The following is a 26,375-nucleotide window of genomic DNA, read 5'->3' on the forward strand; positions in this document are numbered from 1 at the left end:
CGCGGCGCGCTGCTCTCAGCGCAACGAAGTCAGGAGAGGTGCGGCGGCCCGCGCGCCGGCAGCGGCGCCGCGGTGGCCGCAGCGATGCGTGCGGCCGGAATCGACTGGACGGCGAGTGCCAGCGGCTGAACGACGGGCAGGCGTGCCACCGGCGGTGTCGGTGGCGGGGCGCCGGTCAGCACGCACAGGGGGCAGTCGATGTGACCGGCGCCCAGGTCCTGCGCGCCGTCGCTGGTCTGGACCACCACCTTCACCGAACCCACGCTGGTACAGACCAGCTGCATGACCTGCGGTTGAACGATCGGTGATGCGATGGCGACGCCCAGCGACAGCATGAACCACGCCAGCACGAAGCTGGCGAGGATGCGGGCGCGGCGCAGGGCGGACATGGGCGTGATTATCGTGTCTGTGGCCGCAAGCGTTCAGCCGAATCGTCCGAACCAGCGCATCGACAGCGCCGCGGCGGTCATCGCGATGACTGCGGCGACCAGCGCCAGCACACCGGCCAGTTCGGTCTCGCGCGTCAGCACCTGCACGCGCGAGCCGAGCTTCTCGTAGACGCTGCGGAGCTTCTCCGCCGTGGCGGCATGCTCGTATTCGCCGCCCGTCATGCGCGCCACTTCGCGCAGGGTCGGTTCGTCCAGCTGCATGTAGATCGCCGTGCCGTCGGGCATGGAGGCATCGCCGTCCGCGGTGCCCAGCCCGATGACGTACACGCGCACGCCACGATCGGCGGCCATCTTCGCCGCGGCCAGCGTGTCGATGCCCCAGGTGCGGCGGCCATCGCTCAGCAGCACGATCGCGGCGGAGTCGTAGGACCCCGGCGCCACCGGCGTGATCTGCTGCTGCGGCGGCTTCGCCCTGTCGTCAAGGCTCCGTCCGCCCTGCACGCGGCCGAAGGTCATGCTGCCGAGATCGATGTGCTGTTCGGGAAACAGCTCGGACAGGCACATCACGATGGCGTCGCCCACCGCCGTGCCGATCTGCATCTGGAAGCCATCGATGCTGGTGGCCAGCGATTCGCGATCGAGCGTCGCGCGCTGGGCGACCTGGGTGCTGCCGGCGAACGTGACCAGCCCGACCTCGATGTGCTTGGGCAGTTCGCGCAGGAACAGCTTGGCGGCTTCCTGCGCTGCCGCCATGCGGGTCGGCTTGACGTCGCTGACCCGCATGCTGAGCGACACGTCGATGGCCAGCATGACCGTCGACCGCGTCCACGGCAACGGTATCCGCGCCACCGGCCGCGCGGCGGCCAGCAGCAGCACGCCGCAGGCCAGCAGCAGCAGCGCGGGCGGCAGATGCCTGCGCCATTGGCGGCCCGCCGCCGCTGCACGGACGGCCCCGAGGCCGCTGTAGCGCAAGGCAACGCGGCCCTTGCGCCGCAGCAGCCAGACATAGGCCGCGGGCGCGAGTGCGAGCACAAGCAGGAGCCAGAGGTACTGAGGCCAGACGAATGACATGGGGCTCGTGACGGTTCCGGTGAAGCTCGGCGGCGGCGATACGGCACTGCGGCAGCGCAAGCGCGTCCCGCAGTGCAGCAATATCGTGCCTGCGATGGGGGCGTTCCGCAACAGGCGATGGCGACGAATGCGGCCGCGCACGGCGGCAAGGGCAAACGGCCGCTGCGGCGCGCTTCATCGATTCACGCATATCCACATACGGAAATCTGCGTTGGCACCGGGCCGCAGGCGCCCTAATCTTTCGCCCATCTTCAGTTTCAGCAACGGCGCCGCCAGCCTGTCGGTGCCAACGGCAGGCTTCGCGCCTGTGCCATCCACCCCTCATGCGCCCCGACCTCCCTTCCGTGAACCTGCCGAGCCCGTCGGTCCCTGCGCCAGCGAACTTGCCGCCCACGCACGTCACCGTCGTCGCGCAAGCGGTGGAGGGCCGCTCGCCCGACGCACGGGCCGAACGCCCCGGCATGGCGCGCCGTCTGCTGCTTCCGTGGGTGCTTCCGCTGGTCATGCTGGGCGTGTGGCAGTACTTCTCAGAAACCGGCCGGCTGCCGGCCGGCATCCTTCCGGCGCCGTCCGATGTGCTGCGCGCCGCCTACCAGTCGGCGCAACGCGGCGAGCTGCAGCGCGACATCCTGGTGAGCCTGCGCCGCGTGGCGATCGGCTTCTTCACCGGTGCCACGACCGGCCTGCTGCTCGGCTTCCTGGTCGGGCTGTCCGGCCTGGCGCACGGGCTGCTCGACCGGTCGCTGCAGATGGTGCGCACGATCCCGCATCTGGCGCTGGTGCCGCTGATGATCCTGTGGTTCGGCATCGGCGAGGAGCCGCGCGTGCTCCTCGTCGCGCTCGGCTCGCTCTTCCCGGTCTACATCAACACCATGAGCGGCATCCGGAACGTCGACCCGAAGCTCATCGAGCTCGGCCGCTCCTATGGGTTGCGCACGCCGGCGCTGATCGCCACCGTGGTGCTGCCTGGCGCGCTGGCGCCGATCCTCACCGGGGTGCGTTATGCGCTCGGCGTGGCCTGGCTGACGCTGGTCGTCGGCGAGACGATCGCCTCGCGCGACGGCATCGGCTACATGGTGCAGAACGCGCGCGAGCTGCTGCGCACCGACGTGATCCTGCTCGCGATCCTGCTGTACGCCATTGCGGGCTGGCTGGCCGACGCGCTCACGCGCCGCATCGAGGCGCGGCTGCTGCGCTGGCATCCCAACTATGCGGAGGGCCGTCGCGCATGAGCACGTCCATTTCGGCCACCTCGGGTGTCCCGGCGGCATCGTCCGTCGCAGGGCTGTACCTGCGCAACGTGGGCAAGGTCTTCGGCGGGCGCGCCGTGCTGCGCGACCTGACGCTCGAAGTCCCCGCCGGCCAGTTCGTCGCGCTGATCGGCGCCAGCGGCGTCGGCAAGTCGACGCTGCTGCGCGTCGTCGCCGGCCTCGAACCGCTGAGCAGCGGCCGCGTGGAGATCCACTCGCCGCAGGCGCGCCCGGACATCCGCATGATGTTCCAGGAAGACCGGCTGATGCCCTGGCGCTCCGTCATCGCCAACGTCACGCTCGGCCTGAAGGGCCGCGAGGACGATGCCCGCGCACTGCTCGGCGCGGTCGGCCTGGGCGGACGCGAACAGGAATACCCGGTCGTGCTGTCCGGCGGTCAGCGGCAGCGCGTGGCGCTGGCGCGCGCGCTGATCCACGAGCCCGAGCTGCTGCTGCTCGACGAGCCTTTCGGCGCGCTCGACGCCATCACCCGCGCCGCCATGCAGCTGCTGCTCGCGCAGCTGCTCACGCTCAAGCCCCGCACCGTGCTGCTGGTCACGCATGACGTGGAAGAAGCGCTGCTGCTCGCGGACCGCGTGCTGCTGATGCGCGACGGCCGCATCGAGCGCGACCTGCACATCGACTCGCAGCGGCCACGCCACCGGGGCGACCCCGCGCTGGCGTCGCTCAAGGAAGAACTTCTGGACGGTCTCCTGGCGGCCCAGGCCAACCGCTGACGCACCCCGATTTCGCCATCCGCGGCGCCGTCAGGGGCCGCTCCTCTGCTCTTTTCCCGTCAACACGGACGCTCGACATGACATCCACTTCATTGATCCACCCCTCCACCGACTCGACACGCAACGCCGCGCGCCGAACGTTCCTGCGCTTCGGCGGCGCGTCGCTGCTGGGCGCCAGCGCGCTCGCGCTGATCGGATGCGGCAAGGAATCGGCCACGACGCCTGGCGCAGGCGCATCGACGGCGCCGGCACCGGCCGCAGCGGCCTCGGGCGCTGGCGCTGCCGCGACCGATGCGGCGCTGACGCCCCTGACGCCCCTGACCATAGCCATCATCGGCGACGGCCGCACCGGCGTGTTCGCCTCGCTGCGCGCAGCGGACGACGGTGCGGGCAAGCTCGACCGCGACATCGGTGCAAAGATCACCTGGCAGCCCGGCTTCACCGCATCGCTTCCGGTGATGGAAGGGATCAAGGCCGGCGGCGTGGACTTCAGCTTTGCCACCGCGACGGCCATCGTCAACGCGGTGGCCGCGGGCGTGCCGATCGTGCCGCTGGCCGCCTATGCGCTGCCGGCGAACGAGGTGGACGTGCTCGTGCAGACCTCGTCGTCCATCCGCGGCGCGGCCGACCTCAAGGGCAAGAAGATCGCACACCAGAACGGCACCACCGGCACCTACAGCCTGATCAAGTACCTCGAGACCGCGGGGCTGCGCCTGAGCGACGTCCAGGCCGTGAGCCTCAGCGGTGCCGACGCCTACACCGCGTTCGCGCAGGGCAGCATCGACGCGTGGATCCACTGGCAGCCGGCCAGCGCGCTCGCGCTGGCCAAGCTCGGCGACAAGGCCCGTACGCTGCCGCAGGTCAAGACCTACGACTACGCCTTCTACGTGGCCCGCGCCGAACTCGCGCAACGCGACCCCAAGGTCTTTGCCAAGCTGGTCCGGCTGGTGCGGGACACGCAGCGCAGCATCGTCGCCCATCCCGACGACACGGTGGCCGCCTGGGCCAAGCTCGGCGGCTTCGCGTCGGGCAGCACCGACGAGAAGGTCTATCGCCAACTGATCGTGGACGCGCGGCTCTCCGATTCGGGCGCCGTCGACCTGCGCCCCGTGGACGAGGCCGCGGCCGCGTCCACCCAGGACATGGCCGACAGCTTCCAGGCGCTGGGCGTGCTGCCGAACAAGGTCGATGTCCGCAGCTTCCTGCTGGACCCGAAATTCGACGAGATCAAGCGTCTCGTGGCCGCCGAACTGGGTGCCTGACATGACCGACAGCAACAGCAAGAAGATCCATCTCGCGGCCTTCGTGACCGCGGGCCCCGGCCGTCCCGGCGGCTGGCGCTACCCCAGTTCGGAATCCGGCTGGCTGGACGCCGCCTATTACCAGGGGCTCGCACGCACGCTCGAACAGGGCCTGTTCGACCTGGCCTTCTTCGCCGACATCCTGGCGGTGCCCGACCGTTACCAGGGCAGCAACGACACGCAGCTGCGCTACGGCGCGCTGGGGTCGCTCCGGCTGGACCCGGTGGTCGTGCTGACCATCATGGCCGCCGCCACGCAGCACCTCGGCCTGGCCTCGACGCGCTCCACGAGCCATTACGAGCCCTTCGAGGTCGCGCGCTCCTTCGCCACGCTCGACCACCTGAGCGCCGGCCGTGCCGCCTGGAACGTGGTCACCTCGTTCCAGGACGCCGAGGCGCGCAACTTCTCGAAGAAGGAGCAGGTGCCGCGCCACAAGCGCTACGACCGCGCCGACGAGTTCCTCGAAGTCGTCTTCAAGCTCTGGGACAGCTGGCAGGACGACGCGCTGGTGCTGGACCGCCAGACGCCGCTGTTCGCCAACCCCGAGAAAGTGGACTACATCGACCACGAAGGCGAGTGGTTCAGCGTGAAGGGGCCGTTGAACGTGTCGCGCCCGCCGCAGGGTTATCCGGTGATCCTCCAGGCGGGTGCGTCCGACCGCGGCCGCGACTTCGCCGCGCAGTGGGCCGACGCGATCTTCGTGAGCCATGACTCGTTCGAGAGCGCACGCGACTTCTACAAGGAGATCAAGGACCGCGTCCGTTCGCATGGGCGCGACCCGGATTCGCTGAAGGTGCTGCCCGCCGCCACGCCGCTGGTCGGCGAGACGCAAGCCATCGCCGACGAGAAGGACCGCACGCTGCGCGGGCTGGTCGACCCGCACGCCGGCCTGTCGACCCTGTCGTACCACCTCGACGTCGACCTGTCGAAGTACCCGCTGGACGCGTCGCTGCCGGACATCGACGTGCCCGGCGTGCAGGGCCACTACCAGGAAGTGCGCGAAGCCACCGAGCGCGACGGGCTCACGCTGCGCGACCTCGGCAAGCGTTACGGCAGCCGCTACGAAGGCGACTTCATCGGTACGGCGGACAAGGTCGCCGACGGCCTGGAGCGCTGGTTCAAGGGCGGCGCCTGCGACGGCTTCATGATCAGCGCGCCCTACCAGCCCGGCGGCTTCGAGGACTTCGTCCGGCTCGTCGTGCCCAAGCTGCAGCAGCGCGGGCTCTATCGCACGCACTACGAAGGCGCCACGCTGCGCGAGAACCTCGGCCTGGAGCGACCGGCGAACGGCGCGTGGAAAGCGCGTGCGGCTTCGGGCCGCACACGGAAGACCGACCGATGAGCACCGCCACCGCTACCACCACGCCGCAAGCCGGCGCCGCGGCACCCGGCGAGATCGTGGCCGTCAGCGCACGGGCACTCGACACCTTCGGACGCTTCCTGGTGAGCGCCCGGCAGCATCACTTCATCTCCGACACGCGCAGCGCGGCGGGCGGCCCCGGCGATGCGATCCAGGCCGGTGAGCTGCTGCTCGCGGCGCTGGCCTCCTGCGGACTGGGCCTCGTCCAGAAAGAGGCCGTCGAACGCGGCGCCGAACTCGGGTCGGCCGAAGTCGAAGTCAGTTTCGAGCGCGACCCGGAGGACCGCACGCGCTACGCCGCGCTGCGCCTGGCGTTCGTGGTCTCGGGTGTCGACGCCGCGACGGCAACGCTGCTGCTCGAGGCCTTCACCAGCGCCTGCCCGATCTACAACACGCTGCGCCGTGGCGGTCCGATCGAGGCCAGCATTTCGGTGACCGGGCCACCGAGCCGGAGTGACCCTCCGGACTGAACGGCCAGTCTGAACGGCCGGCCCGCCTCGCGGTGCGCGCAGCGTGACTTAGGATGACGACCCTACCCGCACGCCGGCACGCAACCGAGGCTCACGAATGGCACCTGGATTCAGCACCCCCCCTCACGGGCAGGCGCCGAGACGACGATTCCGATGGCTGGCACACGCCATGGCCGCCGCGTGGTTGTCGGTGGGTCTGGCGGCGTGTTCGACACTGCCGGCACCCCGGCCCGAAGCGCAGACCACGGCCATCGCCGACTTCGACCGCACGCCGCTCGCCTCGATCGTCGGCCAGGCGCTTCCCGAAGATGGCCGGTCCGGATTCCTGCTGCAGCCCTACGGCCCGAACGCATTTGCGACGCGGCTGGCGCTGACCCGATTGGCGACCCGCAGCCTCGACGTCCAGTACTACCTCCTGCAGGGAGACAACACCGGCCGCAGCCTCATGCGTGCCCTGCGCGACGCCGCCGCCCGGGGCGTGCGCGTGCGCGTCCTGATCGACGACCTGTACACCGCGGGCGAGGACGAGCTGCTGCTCGGGCTCGCCAGCTACCCGAACGTGGAAGTGCGGCTGTTCAACCCCTTCCCGGGTGGCCGCCAAAGCGACACCACACGCTTCATGTCCTCCGCGCTGGACTTCAGCCGGGTGAATCGGCGGATGCACAACAAGCTGTTCATCGCCGACAACGCCGCCGCCGTGGTGGGCGGACGCAACATGGCGGACGACTATGTCCAGAATGCCGACGGCAGGAGCTTCATCGACATGGACGCCTTCGCCGCAGGCCCGGTCGTGAGGCAGCTTTCCGGCGAGTTCGATGCCTACTGGAACAGCGAGGTCGTGTTTCCCCTGCATCGCATCGCGCGCAGCGACTCGACCGCCGCGCAACTGCAGTCGAACTTCGAGAAGCTCACGAACGCGGCACACCCGCCCGAGGTCAACGAACTCCCCGCCGACGGCAGGCCCCAGCACCCGTCGCCCGGCGATCCGGAGGTCGTGGCGCCGGAACTGATCGCCATGCTGAACCTGCCTTTTCAACTGGAGCGGCGCCAGATCGGCCCCCTCCTCCGGGCCGACGCCAGGGTTCTGTTCGATGCGCCGACGAAGATCGAAGGCACGGCCGGGCCGACCAGTTCGATCGACGGCACCGTCACCGAAGGCGTGATCGACTGGTTCCGTACGGCGCGCCGGAGCATCGACATGGTGTCGCCCTACTTCGTTCCGAGCGACAGCGGCGTGGCGAGCCTGGTCGATGCGCGGCAGGACGGCCTTCAGGTTCGCCTGGTGACGAATTCCCTGGCATCGACCGATGAACCCTGGGTGTACGTGGGTTACTCGGCGCACGTCCGGAAGCTGCTCGAAGCGGGTGTCGTGATCGAGGAGATCAGCCCTTCCATCAGCGTCAGGCGCCGGAAGCTCGGCATCTTCGGCAGGCGGACCGCCGCGCTGCACATGAAATGCGCCATCGTCGACGGCCGGCAGGTGTTCCTGGGCTCGATGAACCTGGATCAACGTTCGGCCAGACTGAATACCGAGCTCGGCGTGATCATCGACAGCCCCATGATGGCGCACCAGCTGCAGACCATGGCAGACAACGGCAGTTCCTACCGATTGCGGCTGAAGGGGGCCAACGGCCCCGTCGAATGGGTCGAACAGGACGACACTGGCAAGGAGACCGCCCATGACGAGCCACCGGAGACCACGGCCTGGCAGCGCTTCTGGCTTCGCGTGGTCGGGCCTTTCATCCCCGAGCTGGAGCTGTAGGCCTGGACCGTCGGGCCGGCGGCCCGGCGCACCGTATATTTGCAGCTGTCCATGAACCCTAGCGCACCCTCGCCCACGTCCGCCCCCTTTGTCGATGAGGCCGTGCTTCTGCGTCTGGTGCGCAGCGACCAACTCGCGGGCGTGCGCCGCAGCGTCCGCGCCGCCCTGCCCGTCAATGTCGTGCTCAGCATCGCCGCGGCCATCGTCGCGTGGAATGCCGGCCGCGTCGAGGCCGGCCTCTGGTGGCTGTCGCTGTCGCTGGCGGTCAACCTGCTGCGCTTCTTCCTGTCGCGCGACGTGCCCGCCACCACCAGCGCTTCCGTCGAGAAGCAGCTGAAGATCATGGCGGTGTCGTCGACCGCATCGGGCTGCGTCTGGGCACTGATCCCGGTCCTGTGCGACGGCTACACGTCGCCGCAGACCCTGTTCTACCTGACCTCCGTCTGCGGCATCTGTGCCGGCTCCGTGGTGTTCGGCATCGCCTATGCCCGGGTTCCGATCGGCTTCGTCACGCCGGCGCTCCTCTCGGTTGCCGCCTGCCTCAGCTACGCGGGCGGGTTCGACAACGTCAGCATTGCGGCGACCGTGGTGCTGTACCTCGCGGCGCTGCTGCGCTCGACCTTCCTCAGCGAGCGCGTCTTCCGCGCATCGAGCCGCCTCAAGAACGCCGCGACCGAACTGGCCTCGCAGCTGCACAGGGAACATGCGATCTCTTCCGACGCGAACCGCCAACTCGCCTTCCAGGCCTCGCACGACAACCTGACCGGCCTGCTGAACCGGCAAGGCTTCACCGAGGCCACGGCACGCCATCTGGCCGAGCGGGCCGGCCAGCGGCATGCGGTGCTGCTGCTCGACCTCGACGGCTTCAAGACGATCAACGACACCTTCGGGCACCAGACGGGCGACCGTGTTCTCGACGACGTCGCCGGCTGGCTGCGCACCGAGTTGCGCGACCTCGAGGCGGTCGCCTGCCGCTGGGGCGGCGACGAATTCCTGGTGCTCTACACACCCCAGGCGCACCATCCGTCGGCGGCGGAGCTGGCACAGGCGCTGATCGCTTCCTTCGCGTCGCGTTCGATGCACGGCGCCGCCATCCTGGGGCTGAGCATCGGCGTCGTGCTGTTCGACGAAGCCGACGTCGGCGACTCGATCACGTTCGCGGACGAGGCCCTGTACGAGGCCAAGCATGCGGGCAGGAACAACTTCCGCGTGTTCGACGACGCGCTCAAGGACCGGTCCGATCGCCGCCGCGATGTCGAGCGCGACCTGCGCCGCGCGATCCAGTCGGGCGACGTCACGCTGATGTACCAGCCGATCGTGCGCATCGACGACCGCCGGATCCACAGCCTGGAAGCGCTGGTGCGATGGACGCATCCGAGCCACGGCCCGATCCCGCCCGAAGAGGTGATCCATGCCGCCGCGGCCACCGGCCTCGCGGAGATGCTGCTGCGGCACATCCTCGACGAGGTCTTCTCCGCACTGCGCGCCCTCGAGGCCGCGGAAGACCGATTTGCCGATGTGCCGATCGCGGTCAACATCTCGCCGCGTGAAATGGTCCAGCTGCCGGTCGACGAGATCGTGCTCGGCATGCTCGGGCAGCGCGGCATTGCGCCCCGGCTTCTGCAGATCGAGATCACCGAAGAGGTCGCGCTCGACTTCCGCGCGACGCAGGCCCGCCTGAACGCCCTGGCCGCCGCCGACATCGCCATCGTGGTGGACGATTTCGGGGTCGGCTATTCATCGATCGCGTCGCTGCGCAGCAGCTACGTGCGCCGCGTGAAGATCGATCGGAGCTTCGTCTCCGGCCTGTCGGGGCCATCGCGCAACGCGGCGCTCGTCGCGTTCACGGTGCAGGTCGGGCACGCGCTGAACATCGAGGTGGTCGCCGAGGGCGTGGAGTCCGAGGAAGAACTCAACGTGCTCCGCTCGCTCGGCTGCAACCTGGTCCAGGGCTACTACCTGGCACGGCCCGAGACGCTCGAGACGCTGATCTCGTCGCCCGCCGTCCGGCCCCTCGCCGCTTCGGCACGGCCGGACGCCTGAGCCGGTCTGCAAGGCCGGGAACCCCGGCATCTCCATTTGCCACGAAGAACGCCGGAACCGAACGCATCAAGGCCTGTTGCCGGCCTGCGTTCCTTGGACTTCGACCTCGACACGGCGGTCCGGCTGCAGGCAGGCGATCAATGCGACTGTGGGCGTGGTGCCCGGGCAGTCGGCGATCTTCGTGACCGGTGAGGATTCGCCGCGGCCAGTGGCGGAAATCCTCGTTGCATCGATACCGCCGCGACCGACCAGATAGGCCTTGACGGCATCTGCCCGACGCTGCGACAACGCCTGGTTGTAGCGCGCCGATCCGAGCCGGTCCGTGTGGCCTTCGACGCGAACAGTCTCGAACGTCGTTGCGTCGAGTTCGAGCCTGAACTTGTCGAGCGCGGCCCGACCCTCGGTCCGCAAGGTGGCCTGGTCGAATCCGAACAAGGAATCCGCACCGAACGATACGCGGCGTGGCGCTGCCGAGGCGACCGGCACCGCCGGCATCGGCGCAACCACGATGGCGGGCGCTGGCTCTGCATAGGTAGACACGGCGATGGGCCTGGGCGCCGTCTCGGGCATTCGCCCGAACGGAACGATCAGGGTGACAGAGAACATGTTGATGTCGCCCCGGTTGCCCACCGCGTCGTTGATTCGATAACGTTCAGCTTCGGCCCGCACCAGCAGGGATGGACTGAAGGCGTACTGCAGGCCGATGCCAAGCTTGTAGTTGGTATCTCTCTTGCTCGGGTTCGGGCTGAGTACCTGGACAGCGCCAGTGCCGCTGAACGAGTCCCGCGCATCGGCCACCTGCACGCCGACGCGGCCGATCGCCGAGAAGCGTTCGCTGATGGGGAGCGTGCCAACCACGTCCAGGTTGAAACCCTGGAGCTTGATCTGGCCGTGCAGCGTGCCTGCAGGAGTGGTCGTCGACATGTAGCCGAACTTCCCGAGGTTGAAGTAGCCAGCCTCGAGCGCCCAGTTCCGGTTGAACTGGTAGCCGCCGAACAACTTGAAAGCGGTGTCGCGTTCGTCCAGCGACATGGATGTGGTCGCCAATCCTGCGGTCGCCAGGTTCGCTGTGATGCGCTCGTCGTCGATGCGCGACGTCGACTTCCCCACCGACAGGCCGCCGTAGTAGTACCCAGGCGCGCTGTCCTGCGTCTGCGCATGCACCTGGGACACGGTCAGCGGTGCGAGGCCGCCGAGGACCAGCAGGCGCAGCATGGACATCTGATTCATCGCGTTCTTTCGGTGGTCGTGGGATTTCGAGGAAGGCATGTGGGCCGTCCTCATGGCGCGACGATCGTGGTGTTGACCATGGTCACAGACGCGGTCAGCCCGATGGCACGCCCCGTCAGCGTGGTTTGCAGGGTCTGACCGGCAGTCGAGATGGTCACGCCTGCCGGGGCGAGGATGGTGCCGACCATGCTGCTGCCGTCTTCGATGCGCGCAGCGGCTCCCACTTGCCAGAACACGTTGGCGGCCCGGGCACCGTTGATGAGGAAGATGCGGCGCGGAATCGCCGGCAGTCCAATGGTGAACGCCGCCGCACTCTGGAAGACCCATGTGGCGCCGGTGTCGCCCTGGGCGTCGAGTGTCAGGTCGCCGGTGGTGATCGCAAAAGTGCCACCCGCCGCGGTGTAGACCGCCGGCAGCAGGACCAGCCCGCCGAGCTGGCCGGCGCCCGGATCGCTGCCGGCCGGCATGGCTGCGAGCGTGTTGTACGCCGTGACGGCATCGGCGCGCGCCTGCGTCGCGATGGCCAATGTCTGCGTGGTGCCCGGCGCGGGCGGTGCGCAATACACCGTTCCGTTCACGCCACCCACGTTCAGCGGCGTCTGGGTATAGACGTTGGATGCGTCGTGCAGGCCGGTCATGAGCGTGCACGCCGCGGTGCTGCCCAGATCGCCGTTGATGACCGTATTGATGCCCTGGTTGGTCACGCCGGCCGCGCCGCCGAAGGCACCAAAGCCAGCGATGGTCTGCAGGTCGACCGGCACGATGCAGGTCTGCGCACCGGTCGTGAACGTCGAGGTGCGATCGGCGACGAGCGCGTTGCCGGCCAGGTCCTTGGCGCCCGCGCTGCCCGACACGATGGTCACCACGAACACGGTATTGGCCGCGAAACCGGTCACCGCCGACGGCGAGAAGCTGGCGATGCGGCTGACCGCGTCGTAGCTCACTGTGCCAGCCACCGCCGTGCCGCCGCTGCTCACCTTGAAGGTCGCCGCATCGATGGTGGCAGGGTCCATGGGTTCGCTGAAGGTCGCACTGATCGACTGTGTGCGGCAGACGTTGGTCGCGCTCGTCACGGGCGTGATCGAGGTGACGGTGGGCGGCGTGGTGTCGAGCAGCGCGCCGGTCGTGAACGACCACACATGGTTGCCGGCCGCGGGTGCTACGGCGGCATTGCCCGCCAGCGCGTTGCCCGCGAGGTCGGTGGCGGCGGTGGTGATCGTTGCCGTGTAGGCGGTGCTGCTCGCCAGCACAGCCGGCGCGGTCGGCGTGAAGGTGGCCGTGCGGCTGGCGACCACATAGCTGACGGTACCGGTGACAGGCGTCGACAGCGCCGTGTTGGTCACGGTGAAGCTGCTGGCCGAGATCGTCGCCGGGCTCATGGCTTCGCTGAACACGGCGGTGATCCGCGTGTTCGTCGCGACACCGGTGGCGCCTGGCGCGGGCACGGTCAGCGTGACGGTCGGGCGCGTCGTATCGGCCAGTGCCGCGGTCCGGAAACTCCATATGAAGTTGCTGGCCAGGGCCAGCCCGGTCGTGTCGGTTGCCGCCGTGGTGACGGTGGCGACGCAGAGCGTGCCAGGCGGCAATGCCACGGCGGGCGTCAGCGTGGCCATCAGCGCAGCCGCGTCGTAGGCCACGCTGGCGGCAATCGCCGTGCCGGACGGGCATGCCAGCGTGAAGCTCGCCGGCGTCAGTGTGGCAGCGGCCATCGGCTTGCTGAAGGTGACCAGCACGCGGCTGGCCGTCGGCACGTTGCCGACCGGTGGCTGGGTGGCCAGCGGTGAGGTCGTGGTGACCACCGGGGCAATGGGAGTGACCGGCACGATGGGTGCGACGATCACGGGTGGCGTCACGGTACCGAGCGCCGGAGTGCCGAGAATCGGATCCAGGCTCGAACTGCCGCCTCCACCGCAGCCGACAAGACAGGCCACCAGCAAAGTGGGGAACCACCTCGCCATGGATTTGAGAAGACTGCGTGGCTGGTTCATGTCACTTTCCTGCGGCGTGCCGCGTGGCGGGTTGCGTCAATGCCAGCAGGTTTTATGTGAATGCCACATGCGCGTCTGTGCGCTGGCGAACATAGCGCCCTCTATGCCAGAAGCTGTGCGTAGGCCTTCTCGTTGACGGCATGGCAACCGCACGAGGCCTCCTCGAGTCCTTTCCGGTCGAGCACCCGCAGCACACCACGGTGGTAACGGATGAGGTCGGCACGCTGGAACGCACTGGCTGCCGTGGTGATGCCGGCGCGCCGGACACCCAGCGTGGCGGCAAGCGATTCGTGCGTGATCCGAAACGTGTCGGACCGGGTACGGTCCTGGCACATCAGCAGCCAGCGAGCCAGCCGCGGGCCGATCTGATGAAAGTGCATGCACGCCGCGGATGTCGCGAACTGAACGGTCACGGCATAGAGATATCGGTTCAGCAGATAGCGCAACGGGCCGCTGCGTTCGATCTCGATGCAGAACGCACCAGCCTGGACGCGCCAGGCCATACCCGGACCCTGGACACGGCTCAAGAACTGTGTCGTCGACATTCCGAGCCCGACCTGCGCCCCCAATACGCCTTCGGCGCCGATCGTTCCGACCTCGACGCCGACACTGCCCTGAACCGACGCAGCCAACGAGATGAAGCCCTGCGTCGGAAAGTAGACGTGCGTGACAGGCTGGCCTTCTTCCGCCAGCACGGTCTGCTGGACCAGCGCCACCTTTTCACACAGGGCGAGCAGGCTGACGCGGTCGTCGCCTGGCAACCGGTCGATCAACTGGTTCTGGGAAGGGCTCAACGAGGGGGTCCGTTTCTTCAGGGCCCAGGTCATGCGCGCGTGCCGGAGGGCATCCATGCGGCGGCGGGTTGCTCCGGCCAGGGAGCGCGAGTATGCGGTGACGCCACGACCTTGACTGTGTGCCAGCGCACATAGCGTGAAGACGGCGCGGCCGCCGCGCGCTCAAACGCCCAGGCAGGCCGGCAGCAGGCGGTCGTATTCCCTCTTGACCACCGCATAGCACTCGCAGGTGCGCTTCTCGAGCCCGGGCCGGTCGAGCACGGTGATGCGTCCGCGCGCATAGCGGATCAGCCCCGCCCGCTGCAGGTTGCTGGCACTTTCCGTCACTCCTTCACGCCGCACACCCAGCATGTTGGCGATCAGTTCCTGCGTCATCACGAGTTCGTCACCTTCGAGCCTGTCCAGGCTCAGCAGCAGCCATCGGCACAACTGCTGATCGAGCGAGTGGTGTCGGTTGCAGACCGCGGTCTGCGTCATCTGCGTGATCAGTGCCTGCGTGTAGCGCAACAACAGCTGAAGCACCGGCGCCCGATTGAAATCGTTCTGGATGATGCGTGCCGACAACCTGAATCCATGACCTGCGCTCTGCACCACGGCGCGGCTCGGCGTCGATTGGCCGCCCATGAAGAGTGCGATGCCCACGATGCCTTCGTTGCCGACCACCGCGATCTCGGCGGATGCGCCGTTCTCCATCACGTACAGCATGGAAACGATGGCGGTCGTAGGAAAGTACACATGGCTCAACACACCGCCCGATTCATAGATAACCTGCCCCAACGGCAGCTCGACCAGCTCCAGCGCAGGCAGCCAGGCGGTCAGCTCGGCCGTCGGCAACGCTGCAAGAAGCTGATTGAACTTGGGGTCATGCAGTTCGGCGGCGAGGATGGATGGCATGCGGGGACTGCAGGTGACGCCCCGTAGCGGGCATTAGGATGGTAAGTCAATGTCAAGATGACCTGACAAAGGTATCTTGAATCGAACCCTCCTCGCCCCCATCGTGACGATGGATGCATGGAAGATTGCCGCGCGTCCGGCGCCGTTGATGCCGGGCACCGCCGATGCTCAAACGCCCGGCTCGACCTTCACCCAGAACTTGGTCAGCGGCTGCGTGACCGTGAAGGTGGACTTCAGCCGTGGCGGCAACACGACGATGGCACCGGGGCCGATGTCCATCACCGGCTGGCCTTCGATCTCCAGCCGCGCAGTGCCTTCGTGCACCACATAGATCTCGCCGTTCGCGGCGCCGGGGCTCAGGTAGGTTCCCACGTCGCCGCGCCAGACGCCGACGGTGGCCTCGCCCTGGGCGATGCCGGGGTACGCGAACAGGCGCACGAGCGATTCGACGCCCGGCTCCTGCGCACGCACGACCGTGGGACGCATCCCTTCGGTCGCCGCGATCGATTCGACGCGCGCAACGGCCGCGCGGTCGGCCGGGCCGGCGCTCATGCGGCCAGGTGCCGATGCAGCCAGCCGCAGATGCGGTGGAACTCGGGCTCGGCGTTGGGCAGCACGTGCCAGAGCTTGAGGAACTCGTGGTCGCAGCCCTCGACCACCGACAGCGTGGTCGGCACATCGGCCAGCGTGAGCTTCTCGGTCATGGCCAGCGAGTGCGACAGCAGCGCGTCCTGGTCGCCGCAGCTCACGTACACCGGGCACAGCTTGGCCAGGTGCGGGCTGTACACCGGGCTCACCAGCGGATGGCGCAGCCGGTCGCTGAAGTTGGCGCTGAGGTAGGACATGATGTACATCTCCGACACGCCCGCGTAGTAGTGCGGCTCCATCAGCCAGCGCGGCAGGTCGAGCACGCCGAACTGCGGCACGGCGCCCAGGAAGCGCACCGGCACGCCGGCCAGGTCGCCGCCGTCGAGGATGCCCTCGTCGCTGCCGTGCAGGGCCAGCGCCGTGCACATCGTCAGGTTGCCGCCGGCCGAGCCGCCGCCGATGGCGATGCGCGACGGGTCGCCCTTGTACTTGCCGATGTTCTTCGTGATCCAGCGCGCGGCATACACGCAGTCCTCCAGGCCCGTGGGAAACGGGTTCTCCGGTGCCAGCGCGTAGTCGATGTTCACCACCACGAAGCCCTGGGTGCAGAACTGCATGCCGAGCTTCCGCTCGCCGAGCGCGCTGCCGGTGAACCAGCCGCCGCCATGGATGTGCAGCAGCACCGGAAACGGCCCGTCGCCCGGCGGCACGTAGATCTCGGCCGTGGGCGTGCCGCGGCTCGCGCCTTCGGGCCGCATGACCACGTGCTCGTGCAGTTCGCCGACCTCGGGCAGATCGACGTTGAGGTCCTCGAACGGCTTCTGGCCGCCGCGCCGGCGCGCCGGCAGGTTGTCCACGGACGTGGGGCGGTTGTAGTCGACCGTGCGGCCGGCGAGCTGGGAGCGCCAGTTGACCGAACTCTTGTGTGGCATGGCTGATTCCTCTTTTCCTGAAGGGATGGGGTGGTGTGTGGGTAGATGGATCGCGGACCGCAATGCGCTCAGCTCAGCTCGGGCGCGGCCGGTCCGGCAGGCTGGCCATGGCATAGCTGGCCAGGCGCATGTCGAACGCGCCGGGCTTGCGGCCTTCGCGCTCGGCGGTTTCCTTGCGCGACACCGCGCCGCGGATCACGTGGCCGGCGGCGCTGCGCAGCGGCTCGGGCGGGAAATGCCCCGACCGCGCACGCAGGAACAGCGCCCCCAGGTCGGTCCATTCGTCCTGCCGGCCAAGCACCTGCGACGCCACGATGCGGCCTCCCAGTGCAGAGGCGGCCACGCCGTGCCCCGAGTAGCCGATGGCGTAGTGCACGCGCGCGTCGGCTTCCAGCGTGCTGAACCACGGCAGGCCGGTGGCCGAACGGTCGACCGGGCCCGACCAGGCGCGCGCCACGGGAACCGTCTTCAGCTCGGGATAGAGATAGCGGAAGTCGGCCTCGACCTCGGCGGCGAAGCGGCGCGAGCGGTCGAAGCGTGTGCCGACGTGGTTGCCCCAGGCGATGTGGCCGCCGCCGCGTCCGACATAGACGCGGCCATCGGCCGTGAGCCCGCCGTAATTGAGCATCTGCCGCGAATTCACGCCGCCGGGCCGGGAGCGCATGTTCAGGTGATCCAGCAGATCCGGGATCGGGTCGGTGATGACGATGTCGCTGCCCACCACGTTGATGCGTGCGCGGAACTCGGGGAGGTCCGCCATCCAGGCGTTCGCCGCCAGCACCAGGCGCGGCGCGCGCACTTCGCCGCCGGCCGTCTGCACCACGAGGCCCTGAGCGTCGCCGCGGATGCGCAGCACCGGCGACTGCTCGTGCACCACGGCGCCGCGCGCCATGGCCGCACGCATCAGCCCGCGCGCCAGCAGCGCCGGCTGCACGCGCGTGGCACCGTCTTCGATGATGCCGGCGTAGTACGGGCCGTTGCCGAAATAGCCGCGCAGTTCCCCTGGCATCAGCACGCGGTGCGGCGGCGTCACGCCCAGCTTCTCGGCGGTCTTGAACATCGCATGCCACGCACCCTTCTTGCCGGGCGCGGTCTCGCTCCAGACCGACGGGCTGCTGCGCAGCTCGCAGGCGATCTGCTCGGTGGCGACGAACTGCCGGATGTCGGCCAGCACGTCGACGCTGTAGCGCAGCATCCGCAGGGCGTCGTCGGCGCCCAGCAGCCGGACCAGCGTGGGCAGCTTGGGCCACCAATGGCCCATGCCGCCGCTGTTGCGTCCGCTCGCACCGCTGCCGCAGAAATCGGCTTCGACGATGACGACGCGCGTGGCCGGTGCCTGCTCCAGCAGGCGGATGGCCGTCCACAGTCCGGTGAAGCCGCCACCGACGATGCAGACGTCGGCCTGCTGCACGCCGCTCAGCGCAACGGGCGCACCGCCCTGCTCCATCGCGAGCGCGTCGTCCACCCAGAGCGACCGATGCGGCGCGGCACCGCGCCGGTCCGGCCATGCCTGAAGGCGCAGGTCGAGCGTCATCGCCGGGCCCTTTCGTCGTGCAGCCGGCGCGTGTTCACTTGAAGTTGGCCTCGACCACCTTGCGCAGCGCATCGCGCGCAGCGATGAACTGGTCCGGCGGCACCGGCTTGAGTGCGGCTGCCACCGGCGGCAGCTTGGGCCAGTCGGCCTCGTTGTCGGGCAGCGTCAGCGTCGCCGTGAGGCCGTAGCTGTTGCCCAGCGTGACGATCGCGTTCTGCGCCTCGGCACTCAGGAACCAGGCCTGGAAGAGTTGCGCGGCCTTGGGATGCGGCGCGCCCTTGAGCACCACCGTGCCGGCCAGCACCGGCACGGCCAGCCCGGGAACGGCGAGAAAGCCGACCGGCGCACCCGCGCTCTTGAGCGTCAGGTAGCGCGCATGGCCGCCCCAGGGAATCATGCTCACGGTGCCGGTGGTGAGCTGGTTGAAGAATGGCGCGGTGCTCGGCACCACCGTGGTCTGCGCCTTCATGGCCTTGATGAAGGCGGCGTCGATCTTGCCGCTGTTGTAGAGCTCGATCCACGACAGCTCGGTGGTGCGGGCGCCCATCGGGTCGTCGATGATCATGCCCTTGTACTTCGGCGACAGCAGGTCGGCGGGCGACTTGGGCAGGTCGGCGGGCTTGAGCTTGTTGGTGTTGTAGACCACGCCGTACAGCTCGGCGTAGTTGATGACGAAGCGGTTCTGCGGGTCGCGGTAGCGCTCCGGCAGGCTGGCGATGTTGGGCGGGCGGAACGGCTCGGCCCGGCCCTGCTCGACGGCCGCCAGCAATTCGGTGAGGCCCGAGGTCACGATGTCGGCGGTCTGCTGGTGGCTGGTGAATTCGGCGTCCAGCTTGGCCGACATCTGCGCGCCGCTCACCGGGTTGCCGATGACCTCGACTTTCGGGAAGCGCCTGGTGAACAGGTCCCAGATCGGCCGGAAGAGTCCGGCATAGGCGCCGTAGATCACCAGTTCCGACTCGCCGGCCTTGACCGCGTCGTCGTAGAGCTTCATGACGGCCGCGTCGTCGGCTGCACTGCCGCTCCAGCTCTGGGCATTGGCGGGGTTGAAGCCGGCCGATGCAAGGGTCAGGGCCACGGCCGACGCGGTGGCGGACAACAGGGTTCTGCGGCGCAAGTTCATGAGGAGCTCCAGGTTTTCAACGGGTGGGAATGGCGGCGAGCGAGGGGTCGAAACGCAGCGCGCGCCGGTGTGCCAGCGCCCGGCGCACCCGTGCCAGCGCCAGCCCGGCCAGCGCCGCGACCAGCGTGGTCAGGGCGATGCCTGCCAGCAGCAGCACCAGCAGCGCACTGGCGCGCGTGGGCAGGCCCGAGTTCATGTCGGAATACACCAGCACGGCGACGTTGGGGCTGGTCGCGGGCAGCAGCAGCAGCGGAATGTCCAGCGTGCCTGCGGCGACCACGCCGGCGATCAGCCAGCCGGCCAGGAAGCTGCGCGAGATGAGCCGCAGCACGATGTCGACCAGCACGCGCGCCGGTGACGCACCGCTGATGGCCGCGGCCTCTTCGAGGTCGCCCGCGATCTGCACCAGCGCACCGTTGACCGCGCGGCTGGCGATCGGCATGACGAACACCACCAGCCCGATCAGCGTGAGCCAGAAGGTGCCGTAGAGCCGGCGCAGGCCCGGCACCGAGATGTAGGCCCACAGCAGGCCGACGGCCAGCACCACGCCGGGCATCATGATCGGCGTGAGCGAGGCGGCGTCGAGCACGCGCTGGACCCAGCGCGCGCTGCGCCGGCCGACCTGTCCCAGCACGATGGCCAGCACCGTGGCGAGCAGCCCCGACAGCACGGCGAGCCAGGCCGTGACCTGGAAGGCGCGTGCGGTCTGGCGGTCGCCGAGCACCGACGCGTAGTTGCTCCAGGTGAGCCGGTTGACACCGATGGCCGGCTGGAACGAAGTCATCACGAGCTGCACGCCGGGCAGCACCAGGGTGAGCAGCGCGAACAGCACGATCGCCACGCCGGCGGCGCGGTTCCAGCAGCCCAGGTCCCAGCGCTCCTGGCGAAAGGTCTTGCCGGTGACGGTGACGAAGCGGTTGGCCTTCACGAGCGACCACTGCGCCACCAGCAGCACCGCCACCGTGGCCATCATGAAGAGCCCCAGCGCGCTGGCGCCGGCATAGTCGGGCGGCACCGCGATGTTGAGCGTCTTGTAGATCTCGGTCGACAGCACCGGAATGCCGGCCAGCGCACCCAGGATCTGCGGGATGTCGAACGCGCCCAGGCCGAACACCGCGCCGAGGATCACCACGCCGAACAGCGCGGGCAGCATCAGCGGCAGGTCGATGCGCAGCAGGGTGGCCAACCGGCCGGCGCCGGCGATCAGCGAGGCCTCTTCATAGCTGCGGTTCATGTTCTGGAACGGCGCCAGCAGCAGCAGGTAGCAGAAGGAAGACAGCTTGAACGCCTGCACCACGATCATCCCGGTCCAGCTGAAGGCGTTGAACACGGTGACGTCGGGGCCCGCCACGGCGCGCACGGCCAGGTTGAGCAGCCCCGCGCCAGGGTCGCCCAACAGCGACCAGGCCACTGCGTACAGCAGGTTGGGCGCCGCGAAGACCAGCAGCATCACCGGCGTGAGCAGGCCGCGCCCGACCGCGAGCGTGCGCGTGGAAAGAAAGGCGAACACCGCGCCGAGCAGCGTGGCCAGCACCGTGGTGGCCACCGCGTAGACCATCGAATTGAGCAGCGCGATGTAGGTGCCGCCCGCGCCGATGGTGCGCGACAGGCCGGCCATCGTCCATTCGCCCGCCATGCCCGGCGCGCCGCTGCGGAAGATGCCGACCACCAGCATCGCCACCGGCCACACGAACAGGAAAGCGACCAGCGCCAGCAGGCCCCAGAGCGCCAGCCGCGCGCCGATGCGGCCGTGCGAAGCCGTCCTCGCGGCCGGCAGCGAAGGCTGTGCGGACAGAGCGGGTGTGCCGTTCATGCCGTGGGCACCAGGGCGACGAGTTGTCCGGGCGGCACGGCGATGTCGGCCATCGCACCGGCTGCCAGCGGCACGCCGGCGGCCTCGTGCAGCTTGACCGACAGGCGGGTGTTGCCCGCCTCGAGCACGTACTCGGTGGTGTCGCCGACGAACATGGCTTCGACCACGCGCGCGGCGATGCGGTTGCCCGGCTGCGCATCGCCCGGCACGAAGCCCGAACTGCGCGCCGCCAGCGTGACGGCCGCACCGGGCCGCGGCGCGACCTGGCCTGCGGCCAGCGGGCATGCCAGCGTCCCGTCCCAGTCGTCGGCACGGGTGATCAGCACGTCGCCGCGCACTTCGACCACGCGCGCCTGGATGAAGTTGTCGAAGCCCACGAACTCGGCCACCCAGCGATTGGCCGGCGCCGAGAACACCGCGCGCGGCGAACCGCTCTGCTGGATCTTGCCGCCGTTCATCACCACCACGCGGTCCGACAGCGTCACCGCCTCGAGCTGGTCGTGCGTGACGTAGACCGAGGTGGTGCGCACTTCCTGGTGGATGCGACGCAGCTCGCGCCGCATGTGGGCGCGCAGCGAGGCGTCGAGATTGGACAGCGGCTCGTCCAGCAGCAGCACGCGTGGCCGCCCGGCCAGCGCACGCGCCAACGCGATGCGCTGCTGCTGGCCACCCGAGAGCTCGGACACCGCCCGGTGCGCGAGCTGCGCCAGGCCCACCAGTTCGAGCACCTCGCGCACGCGCGCGTCGATCTGCGCGGACGGCTGGCGCTGCACCTTGAGCGGATAGGCGACGTTGCCGAACACGGTCATGTGCGGCCACAGCGCGTAGCTCTGGAACACCATGCCGAGGTGGCGCTTGTCGGGCGGCACGGAGAAGCCGCGCGCACCGTCCGTGACGGCATCGGTGCCGATGGAAATGGTGCCCTCGTCCGGCTGCTCCAGCCCGGCGATGCAGCGCAGCGTGGTGGTCTTGCCGCAACCGCTGGGGCCGAGCAGCGAGACGAATTCGCCCTCGCCGACCGTCAGGCCGAGCCCGTCCACCACGCGCGTGGTGCCATAGCGTTTGGAGAGGCCGCGGATCGCGATTTCACTCATGGTTGCGTGGATGTCCGGTGTCTTCAGAGCTTGATGCAGACGTTGCGCAGCTCGGTGTAGAACTCCAGCGAATGCACGCCGCCCTCCCGGCCGATGCCGGACTGCTTGGTGCCGCCGAAGGGCGTGCGCAGGTCGCGCAGGAACCAGGAATTGACCCAGCAGATGCCCACGTCCAGCTTCGCTCCGATGCGGTGGGCGCGCGCCAGATGCGTGGTGTGCACCGCGGCGGCCAGGCCATAGGGCGTGTCATTGGCCAGCCGCACGGCTTCTTCCTCGGTGTCGAACGGAGCGACATGGCAGCAGGGCCCGAAGATTTCCTCGCGCACCACGCGGCTGCTCTCGGGCAGGCCGGTCCACACGGTCGGTTCGATCCAGGCACCCTCGATCAGGTCGACGGGCATGTCGGGCACGCCGCCGCCGACGACCACGGTGGCGCCCTCCTCGCGCGCCAGCGCGTAGTACGACAGCACCTTCTGGCGATGTTCCAGCGAGATCAGCGGGCCGATGCGCGTGTCGGCCGCTTCGGGCCGGCCGGGCTTGAGGGCCCGCGCCGCGTCACCCAGCCGCCGGACGAACTCGTCGAAGATGGGCCGCTCGACGTAGACGCGCTCCGTCCCCAGGCAGACCTGGCCGCAGTTGGCGAACACCGAACGCGTGGTGGCCTCGACCGCCACGTCCATGTCGCAATCGGCGAAGACGATCGCCGGGTTCTTGCCGCCCAGCTCCATCGAGGCGGCCTTGATGCCGTCGGCCGCCGCACGCAGGATCGCGGCACCCGTGCGGGTCTCGCCGGTGAAGGTGATCGCGTCGACGCCCGGATGGGTGGTGAGGAATTCGCCGGCCGAGTCCGGCCCGAAGCCATGCACGACGTTGTAGACGCCGGGCGGCACGCCCGCCTCGTTCATCACCTCGCCCAGCAGCGCGGCCGTGGCCGGGCTTTCTTCCGAAGGCTTGACCACCACGGTGTTGCCGCAGGCCAGCGCGGGGCCGACCTTCCAGGTCATCAGCAGCAGCGGCAGGTTCCACGGGCACACCACGGCCACCACGCCTTTCGGCACGCGCAGCGCGTAGTTGATGGCACCGGCGCCGTCGGGCGTGGCCATCTCGAAGAATTCGGTGGCGACGTTCTTCACCGTGTCGGCGAAGACCTTGAAGTTGGCCGCGCCACGGGGAATGTCGATGTGCGAGGCCAGCGAGACCGGCTTGCCGGTGTCGGCCACCTCGGCGGCCAGGAAGTCGTCGAAGCGCCGCGTGATGCCGTCGGCAACCGCATACAGGATGGCGGCGCGCTCGGCCACCGGCATGCGGCCCCACGGGCCGTCCAGCGCGGCACGCGCCGCCCTCACGGCCGCATCGACTTCGGGCCGGCCGGCCTCGTGCACGCGGGCGATCAGGCGGTTGTCCACGGGCGAGCGGTCGTCGAACAGCCGGCCGCCGGCCGACGGCACGTAGCGGCCGTCGATGAAATGCAGGATTTCCGGAATGCTCATTCTGTGCGCACCGCCCTCACTGAGCCGGAGCCGGCGCGGCGCCGGATGCGGCAGCCGCTTCGGCGGCGGCCTGGGCCTGCAACTCGCGATGGGCGATGTTGGCCAGGATCTCGGCGCCCCTGTTGGCACCCGAGAGCCCGCGGAACAGGAAGCACAGATTGACGGTGTCCTGCATTTCCATCCAGCTCGCGCCGGCCCGGCGCGCCGCGATGGCGTGCAGCACGGCGGCATCGCTGCCGTCCATCAGCAGCATGCCGAACAGCATGAGCTGCGCGGTCTTCACGTCGAAGCTGCGCGGGTACATGCCGTGCGTGCGCATCTTTTCCTGCAGGTCGACCATCACCGGGTCGATGGCGCCGGTGACCGACAGGCGCGCCTCGATGCGCGGCGGCAGGAAGCCGAGCAGTTCCTCGTAGATCTGCGCACGGTCTGCATAGCTGACCTCGGTGTCCGCGTAGGCGCCGATGGACTCGCGCACGGAGGCCGTATTGATGCGGGCTGGAAGCATGTGCTTATCTCGTGGTTGTGGGATGTGGCTGGAAGTGGCGAACGGGTTTCAGCGCGGCGACCACGCCGCCGTGACATCGGCCGTGCCGCAGACGTCGCCGAACAGGAAGCGGATGTTGGTCAGCGTCGCGTCGTGCAGCGCCGGCGTGTGCGAAGCCACCGCGTCCTGCGGCACGATGCAGAAGTAGCCGGCCGAATGCGCATCGCGCACCGTCGACTCGACGCAGACCTGCGTCTGCACGCCGCCGAAGACCAGCGTGCGCACGCCGAGTTCGGCCAGCACGCCGGCCAGGCCGGTGCCCGCGAAGCCGCTGTAGCTGTGCTTGAGCACCACCGGCTCGCCATCGGCCGGCTGCACCCCGAACCATTCGGCGCCCCAGGTGCCGGGCTTGCAGCATTCGGCGGTGATGCCACGCGCCTTGAGCTTCACGCGCATCGAGTCCGGCAGCCGGTCGGCCGAGTAGTCCGCACCGACCCACACCACCGGCACGCCCGCGGCACGCGCGGCGTCGACCAGCGCCGACAGCGTGGCGACGATGCCGGCCGCGGCCGACACGTCCTTGCCCATGGTCTTGTCGATGTAGCCGCCGGGCGCGCAGAAGTCGTTCTGCATGTCGATGACGACCAGCGCACTACCGGCCGCCAGCTTGGCCTTCAGCTCGACCGGCAGGTCGGCGTCGGAGAGTCGGGCCGGCTTCATCAGCGCAGGTCCCAGAACGAGCCGCCCATGCCGCAGCGCATCGGAACGGACGGCACGTAGAACACGCTCTCGGCCCGGGGTCGGCCCATCTCGGCGGCGGCCCCCATGGCGACCAGCCAGGCCAGCAGTTCGGCCGCCCCGCCATCGCCGCCCGTGAGGAATTTCTCGAACGTCACTTCGCGCTTGACCCGCTCCAGGTCACCGGACGCCAGCAGGTCCATGAACCAGCGGTCGAAGTCCTCGTGCACCGTGAAGTAGTCGGGGCCGCCCGGATCGTGCGAGAGGCCACCCGTGCCCATGAGCACGACGCGCTCGTCGCCCGGCAAGGCCTGCACGATCTTCGCGATCTGCGCGCCGACCTGCAGGCAACGCTCGGCCGAAGGCACGGGCGGGACGATCGGGTTCATGTGGATCGGCACGAACTTCACGTCGTAGCGCGGAAACAGGAACTTGAGCGGCACCGACCAGTTGTCGTCGAACAGCAGCTTCTCGGCGAACGCATGGTTGATGCCGGCACGGGCCGACTCGCGCACCAGCGCCCGACCCAGTTCGCGGTGGCCTTCGATGGTGTAGTCGGCGACGTTGAGCCAGCCCTTGAACCAGGGCGCCGGGCCTTCCCATTGGTCGCCGATGCCCACGCAGAAGTCGGGCAGGTTGTCCATGGAGAAGTTCAGCAGGTGGTCGTTGGCCACGCCGATCACCACGTCGGGCTTGAGCTCCTCCATGCGGCGGTGGAATTCCTCGTAGCCCGCGAAGACGGCGTCCTGTTCCTGCTGCGGACTCTTGTCGGGCCAACCCGTGATGCCGGGTGCATGGGCGATGCCCAGGGATGCGATCAGTTTTGCCATGTCGGCCAGTTCTCCGGTGGATGCGGTGGGATCGACAGGCCTCAGCGCGAACCCGCGATGCCCATCTTTTCCGCGTAGAGCAGCGCGGCTTCGCTGTCGTTGTGGTTGTATTCGCCGCCCTTGAACAGGCGCGAAATTTGCGGAAGGAAGTACGGATGCACGCCCATCGCACCAAGGGCGGGCAGGTCGACCTCGCGCCACGCGCGTCGCTCCGGTTCCGTCAGGCCGAAGGCGGCCATGCTCGCCTCCAGGTCCTGCTTGAACGCCGCGTACTTCACGGCATCGCGGCGCAGCTCGAACACCATGCGGTTCGACGGCAGCGTCCGATCGGTGTCTCGGATTCCCATGTGACATGCCCTTTCGATGAAATCGATATTTCTATATAAATCGATTTTTAGGCACTTTAGGTGCCGGTAAAATCGATGTCAATCAAAAAATCGATTTTTATGGAGATCGG

24 protein-coding genes are annotated in these 26,375 nt (G+C 68.8%); 7 read left to right on the forward strand and 17 right to left on the reverse strand.

What is annotated here, in order from left to right; genetic code table 11:
- Positions 1 to 29: 29 nt before the first annotated feature.
- A complete protein-coding gene (locus tag AC07PZ_RS04035; RefSeq protein WP_495293721.1) occupies positions 30 to 389 on the reverse strand; it encodes a DUF2946 family protein in 360 nt (119 codons plus the stop codon).
- A gap of 33 nt (positions 390 to 422) precedes the next feature.
- Positions 423 to 1,460 carry a VWA domain-containing protein gene (locus AC07PZ_RS04040; RefSeq protein ID WP_495293722.1) on the reverse strand — a complete coding sequence of 346 codons (1,038 nt, stop codon included), beginning with the start codon at positions 1,458 to 1,460 and terminating at the stop codon, positions 423 to 425.
- 461 nt (positions 1,461 to 1,921) lie between these two features.
- Here AC07PZ_RS04040 and AC07PZ_RS04045 point away from each other — a divergent pair, with 461 nt between their 5' ends.
- The 7 genes from AC07PZ_RS04045 (at position 1,922) to AC07PZ_RS04075 (ending at position 10,383) form a co-directional block, all read left to right on the forward strand.
- On the forward strand, positions 1,922 to 2,692 hold the full coding sequence (locus AC07PZ_RS04045) for an ABC transporter permease subunit (protein ID WP_495293951.1): 771 nt from the start codon (positions 1,922 to 1,924) through the stop codon (positions 2,690 to 2,692).
- Complete coding sequence (locus tag AC07PZ_RS04050) at positions 2,689 to 3,447, forward strand: ABC transporter ATP-binding protein (RefSeq protein ID WP_495293723.1); 759 nt, start codon at positions 2,689 to 2,691, stop codon at positions 3,445 to 3,447. The genes AC07PZ_RS04045 and AC07PZ_RS04050 overlap by 4 nt, the downstream gene beginning before the upstream one ends.
- Positions 3,448 to 3,524: 77 nt before the next feature.
- Positions 3,525 to 4,709 carry an ABC transporter substrate-binding protein gene (locus AC07PZ_RS04055; protein WP_495293724.1) on the forward strand — a complete coding sequence of 395 codons (1,185 nt, stop codon included), beginning with the start codon at positions 3,525 to 3,527 and terminating at the stop codon, positions 4,707 to 4,709.
- Between the two features lies 1 nt (position 4,710).
- Positions 4,711 to 6,090, forward strand: coding sequence for an LLM class flavin-dependent oxidoreductase (locus AC07PZ_RS04060; RefSeq protein ID WP_495293725.1), 1,380 nt, complete (start codon positions 4,711 to 4,713; stop codon positions 6,088 to 6,090).
- Entirely contained in the window at positions 6,087 to 6,578 is a 492-nt protein-coding gene (locus AC07PZ_RS04065; protein ID WP_495293726.1) for an OsmC family protein, read from the forward strand. Before AC07PZ_RS04060 ends, AC07PZ_RS04065 begins: the two co-directional genes overlap by 4 nt.
- Positions 6,579 to 6,747: 169 nt before the next feature.
- Positions 6,748 to 8,340: a phospholipase D family protein gene (locus AC07PZ_RS04070; RefSeq protein ID WP_495293727.1), complete on the forward strand. Its 1,593-nt coding sequence runs from the start codon at positions 6,748 to 6,750 to the stop codon at positions 8,338 to 8,340.
- Positions 8,341 to 8,442: 102 nt separating this feature from the next.
- Positions 8,443 to 10,383, forward strand: coding sequence for a putative bifunctional diguanylate cyclase/phosphodiesterase (locus AC07PZ_RS04075; RefSeq protein WP_495293728.1), 1,941 nt, complete (start codon positions 8,443 to 8,445; stop codon positions 10,381 to 10,383).
- Between the two features lie 66 nt (positions 10,384 to 10,449).
- On the opposite strand, the gene AC07PZ_RS04080 is transcribed toward AC07PZ_RS04075, so the two are convergent.
- From AC07PZ_RS04080 to AC07PZ_RS04150, 15 genes are all read right to left on the reverse strand, one after another.
- Positions 10,450 to 11,613, reverse strand: coding sequence for an OmpA family protein (locus AC07PZ_RS04080; RefSeq protein WP_495293729.1), 1,164 nt, complete (start codon positions 11,611 to 11,613; stop codon positions 10,450 to 10,452).
- A 50-nt stretch (positions 11,614 to 11,663) separates the two neighbouring features.
- Entirely contained in the window at positions 11,664 to 13,601 is a 1,938-nt protein-coding gene (locus AC07PZ_RS04085) for an Ig-like domain-containing protein (protein WP_495293730.1), read from the reverse strand.
- Positions 13,602 to 13,702: 101 nt separating this feature from the next.
- Entirely contained in the window at positions 13,703 to 14,428 is a 726-nt protein-coding gene (locus AC07PZ_RS04090; protein ID WP_495293731.1) for a Crp/Fnr family transcriptional regulator, read from the reverse strand.
- 129 nt (positions 14,429 to 14,557) lie between these two features.
- A complete protein-coding gene (locus AC07PZ_RS04095) occupies positions 14,558 to 15,289 on the reverse strand; it encodes a Crp/Fnr family transcriptional regulator (protein ID WP_495293732.1) in 732 nt (243 codons plus the stop codon).
- Positions 15,290 to 15,457: 168 nt separating this feature from the next.
- Complete coding sequence (locus AC07PZ_RS04100; RefSeq protein ID WP_495293733.1) at positions 15,458 to 15,841, reverse strand: AraC family ligand binding domain-containing protein; 384 nt, start codon at positions 15,839 to 15,841, stop codon at positions 15,458 to 15,460.
- A complete protein-coding gene (locus tag AC07PZ_RS04105) occupies positions 15,838 to 16,809 on the reverse strand; it encodes an alpha/beta hydrolase (protein WP_495293734.1) in 972 nt (323 codons plus the stop codon). The genes AC07PZ_RS04100 and AC07PZ_RS04105 overlap by 4 nt, the downstream gene beginning before the upstream one ends.
- A 73-nt stretch (positions 16,810 to 16,882) precedes the next feature.
- Entirely contained in the window at positions 16,883 to 18,343 is a 1,461-nt protein-coding gene (locus AC07PZ_RS04110; RefSeq protein ID WP_495293735.1) for an FAD-dependent oxidoreductase, read from the reverse strand.
- A gap of 34 nt (positions 18,344 to 18,377) precedes the next feature.
- Entirely contained in the window at positions 18,378 to 19,466 is a 1,089-nt protein-coding gene (locus tag AC07PZ_RS04115) for an ABC transporter substrate-binding protein (protein ID WP_495293736.1), read from the reverse strand.
- A 16-nt stretch (positions 19,467 to 19,482) separates the two neighbouring features.
- Positions 19,483 to 21,279 carry an ABC transporter permease gene (locus AC07PZ_RS04120; RefSeq protein ID WP_495293737.1) on the reverse strand — a complete coding sequence of 599 codons (1,797 nt, stop codon included), beginning with the start codon at positions 21,277 to 21,279 and terminating at the stop codon, positions 19,483 to 19,485.
- Positions 21,276 to 22,373: an ABC transporter ATP-binding protein gene (locus tag AC07PZ_RS04125; RefSeq protein ID WP_495293738.1), complete on the reverse strand. Its 1,098-nt coding sequence runs from the start codon at positions 22,371 to 22,373 to the stop codon at positions 21,276 to 21,278. The genes AC07PZ_RS04120 and AC07PZ_RS04125 overlap by 4 nt, the downstream gene beginning before the upstream one ends.
- Positions 22,374 to 22,396: 23 nt before the next feature.
- Complete coding sequence (locus tag AC07PZ_RS04130) at positions 22,397 to 23,863, reverse strand: 2-hydroxymuconic semialdehyde dehydrogenase (protein WP_495293739.1); 1,467 nt, start codon at positions 23,861 to 23,863, stop codon at positions 22,397 to 22,399.
- Between the two features lie 16 nt (positions 23,864 to 23,879).
- Positions 23,880 to 24,371 (reverse strand): carboxymuconolactone decarboxylase family protein, encoded by a 492-nt coding sequence (locus AC07PZ_RS04135; RefSeq protein WP_495293740.1) that lies wholly within the window; start codon positions 24,369 to 24,371, stop codon positions 23,880 to 23,882.
- A 48-nt stretch (positions 24,372 to 24,419) separates the two neighbouring features.
- Positions 24,420 to 25,070, reverse strand: a complete 651-nt coding sequence (locus AC07PZ_RS04140; RefSeq protein WP_495293741.1) for a cysteine hydrolase family protein — start codon at positions 25,068 to 25,070, stop codon at positions 24,420 to 24,422.
- Positions 25,070 to 25,918, reverse strand: a complete 849-nt coding sequence (locus AC07PZ_RS04145; RefSeq protein ID WP_495293742.1) for a DODA-type extradiol aromatic ring-opening family dioxygenase — start codon at positions 25,916 to 25,918, stop codon at positions 25,070 to 25,072. Before AC07PZ_RS04145 ends, AC07PZ_RS04140 begins: the two co-directional genes overlap by 1 nt.
- Before the next feature lie 41 nt (positions 25,919 to 25,959).
- Positions 25,960 to 26,265 carry a hypothetical protein gene (locus tag AC07PZ_RS04150; RefSeq protein ID WP_495293743.1) on the reverse strand — a complete coding sequence of 102 codons (306 nt, stop codon included), beginning with the start codon at positions 26,263 to 26,265 and terminating at the stop codon, positions 25,960 to 25,962.
- Between the last annotated feature and the right edge of the window lie 110 nt (positions 26,266 to 26,375).

Source organism: Variovorax sp. GW821-FHT10B04 (assembly GCF_059415645.1).

Bases quoted from the DNA above. Each gene is read 5' to 3' on its own strand.
- AC07PZ_RS04035 (WP_495293721.1), bottom strand. From the start codon at position 389: ATGTCCGCCCTGCGCCGCGCCCGCATCCTCGCCAGCTTCGTGCTGGCG.
- AC07PZ_RS04040 (WP_495293722.1), bottom strand. From the start codon at position 1,460: ATGTCATTCGTCTGGCCTCAGTACCTCTGGCTCCTGCTTGTGCTCGCA.
- AC07PZ_RS04045 (WP_495293951.1), top strand. From the start codon at position 1,922: ATGGCGCGCCGTCTGCTGCTTCCGTGGGTGCTTCCGCTGGTCATGCTG.
- AC07PZ_RS04050 (WP_495293723.1), top strand. From the start codon at position 2,689: ATGAGCACGTCCATTTCGGCCACCTCGGGTGTCCCGGCGGCATCGTCC.
- AC07PZ_RS04055 (WP_495293724.1), top strand. From the start codon at position 3,525: ATGACATCCACTTCATTGATCCACCCCTCCACCGACTCGACACGCAAC.
- AC07PZ_RS04060 (WP_495293725.1), top strand. From the start codon at position 4,711: ATGACCGACAGCAACAGCAAGAAGATCCATCTCGCGGCCTTCGTGACC.
- AC07PZ_RS04065 (WP_495293726.1), top strand. From the start codon at position 6,087: ATGAGCACCGCCACCGCTACCACCACGCCGCAAGCCGGCGCCGCGGCA.
- AC07PZ_RS04070 (WP_495293727.1), top strand. From the start codon at position 6,748: ATGGCCGCCGCGTGGTTGTCGGTGGGTCTGGCGGCGTGTTCGACACTG.
- AC07PZ_RS04080 (WP_495293729.1), bottom strand. From the start codon at position 11,613: ATGAATCAGATGTCCATGCTGCGCCTGCTGGTCCTCGGCGGCCTCGCA.
- AC07PZ_RS04085 (WP_495293730.1), bottom strand. From the start codon at position 13,601: ATGAACCAGCCACGCAGTCTTCTCAAATCCATGGCGAGGTGGTTCCCC.
- AC07PZ_RS04090 (WP_495293731.1), bottom strand. From the start codon at position 14,428: ATGACCTGGGCCCTGAAGAAACGGACCCCCTCGTTGAGCCCTTCCCAG.
- AC07PZ_RS04095 (WP_495293732.1), bottom strand. From the start codon at position 15,289: ATGCCATCCATCCTCGCCGCCGAACTGCATGACCCCAAGTTCAATCAG.
- AC07PZ_RS04100 (WP_495293733.1), bottom strand. From the start codon at position 15,841: ATGAGCGCCGGCCCGGCCGACCGCGCGGCCGTTGCGCGCGTCGAATCG.
- AC07PZ_RS04105 (WP_495293734.1), bottom strand. From the start codon at position 16,809: ATGCCACACAAGAGTTCGGTCAACTGGCGCTCCCAGCTCGCCGGCCGC.
- AC07PZ_RS04110 (WP_495293735.1), bottom strand. From the start codon at position 18,343: ATGACGCTCGACCTGCGCCTTCAGGCATGGCCGGACCGGCGCGGTGCC.
- AC07PZ_RS04115 (WP_495293736.1), bottom strand. From the start codon at position 19,466: ATGAACTTGCGCCGCAGAACCCTGTTGTCCGCCACCGCGTCGGCCGTG.
- AC07PZ_RS04120 (WP_495293737.1), bottom strand. From the start codon at position 21,279: ATGAACGGCACACCCGCTCTGTCCGCACAGCCTTCGCTGCCGGCCGCG.
- AC07PZ_RS04125 (WP_495293738.1), bottom strand. From the start codon at position 22,373: ATGAGTGAAATCGCGATCCGCGGCCTCTCCAAACGCTATGGCACCACG.
- AC07PZ_RS04130 (WP_495293739.1), bottom strand. From the start codon at position 23,863: ATGAGCATTCCGGAAATCCTGCATTTCATCGACGGCCGCTACGTGCCG.
- AC07PZ_RS04135 (WP_495293740.1), bottom strand. From the start codon at position 24,371: ATGCTTCCAGCCCGCATCAATACGGCCTCCGTGCGCGAGTCCATCGGC.
- AC07PZ_RS04140 (WP_495293741.1), bottom strand. From the start codon at position 25,070: ATGAAGCCGGCCCGACTCTCCGACGCCGACCTGCCGGTCGAGCTGAAG.
- AC07PZ_RS04145 (WP_495293742.1), bottom strand. From the start codon at position 25,918: ATGGCAAAACTGATCGCATCCCTGGGCATCGCCCATGCACCCGGCATC.
- AC07PZ_RS04150 (WP_495293743.1), bottom strand. From the start codon at position 26,265: ATGGGAATCCGAGACACCGATCGGACGCTGCCGTCGAACCGCATGGTG.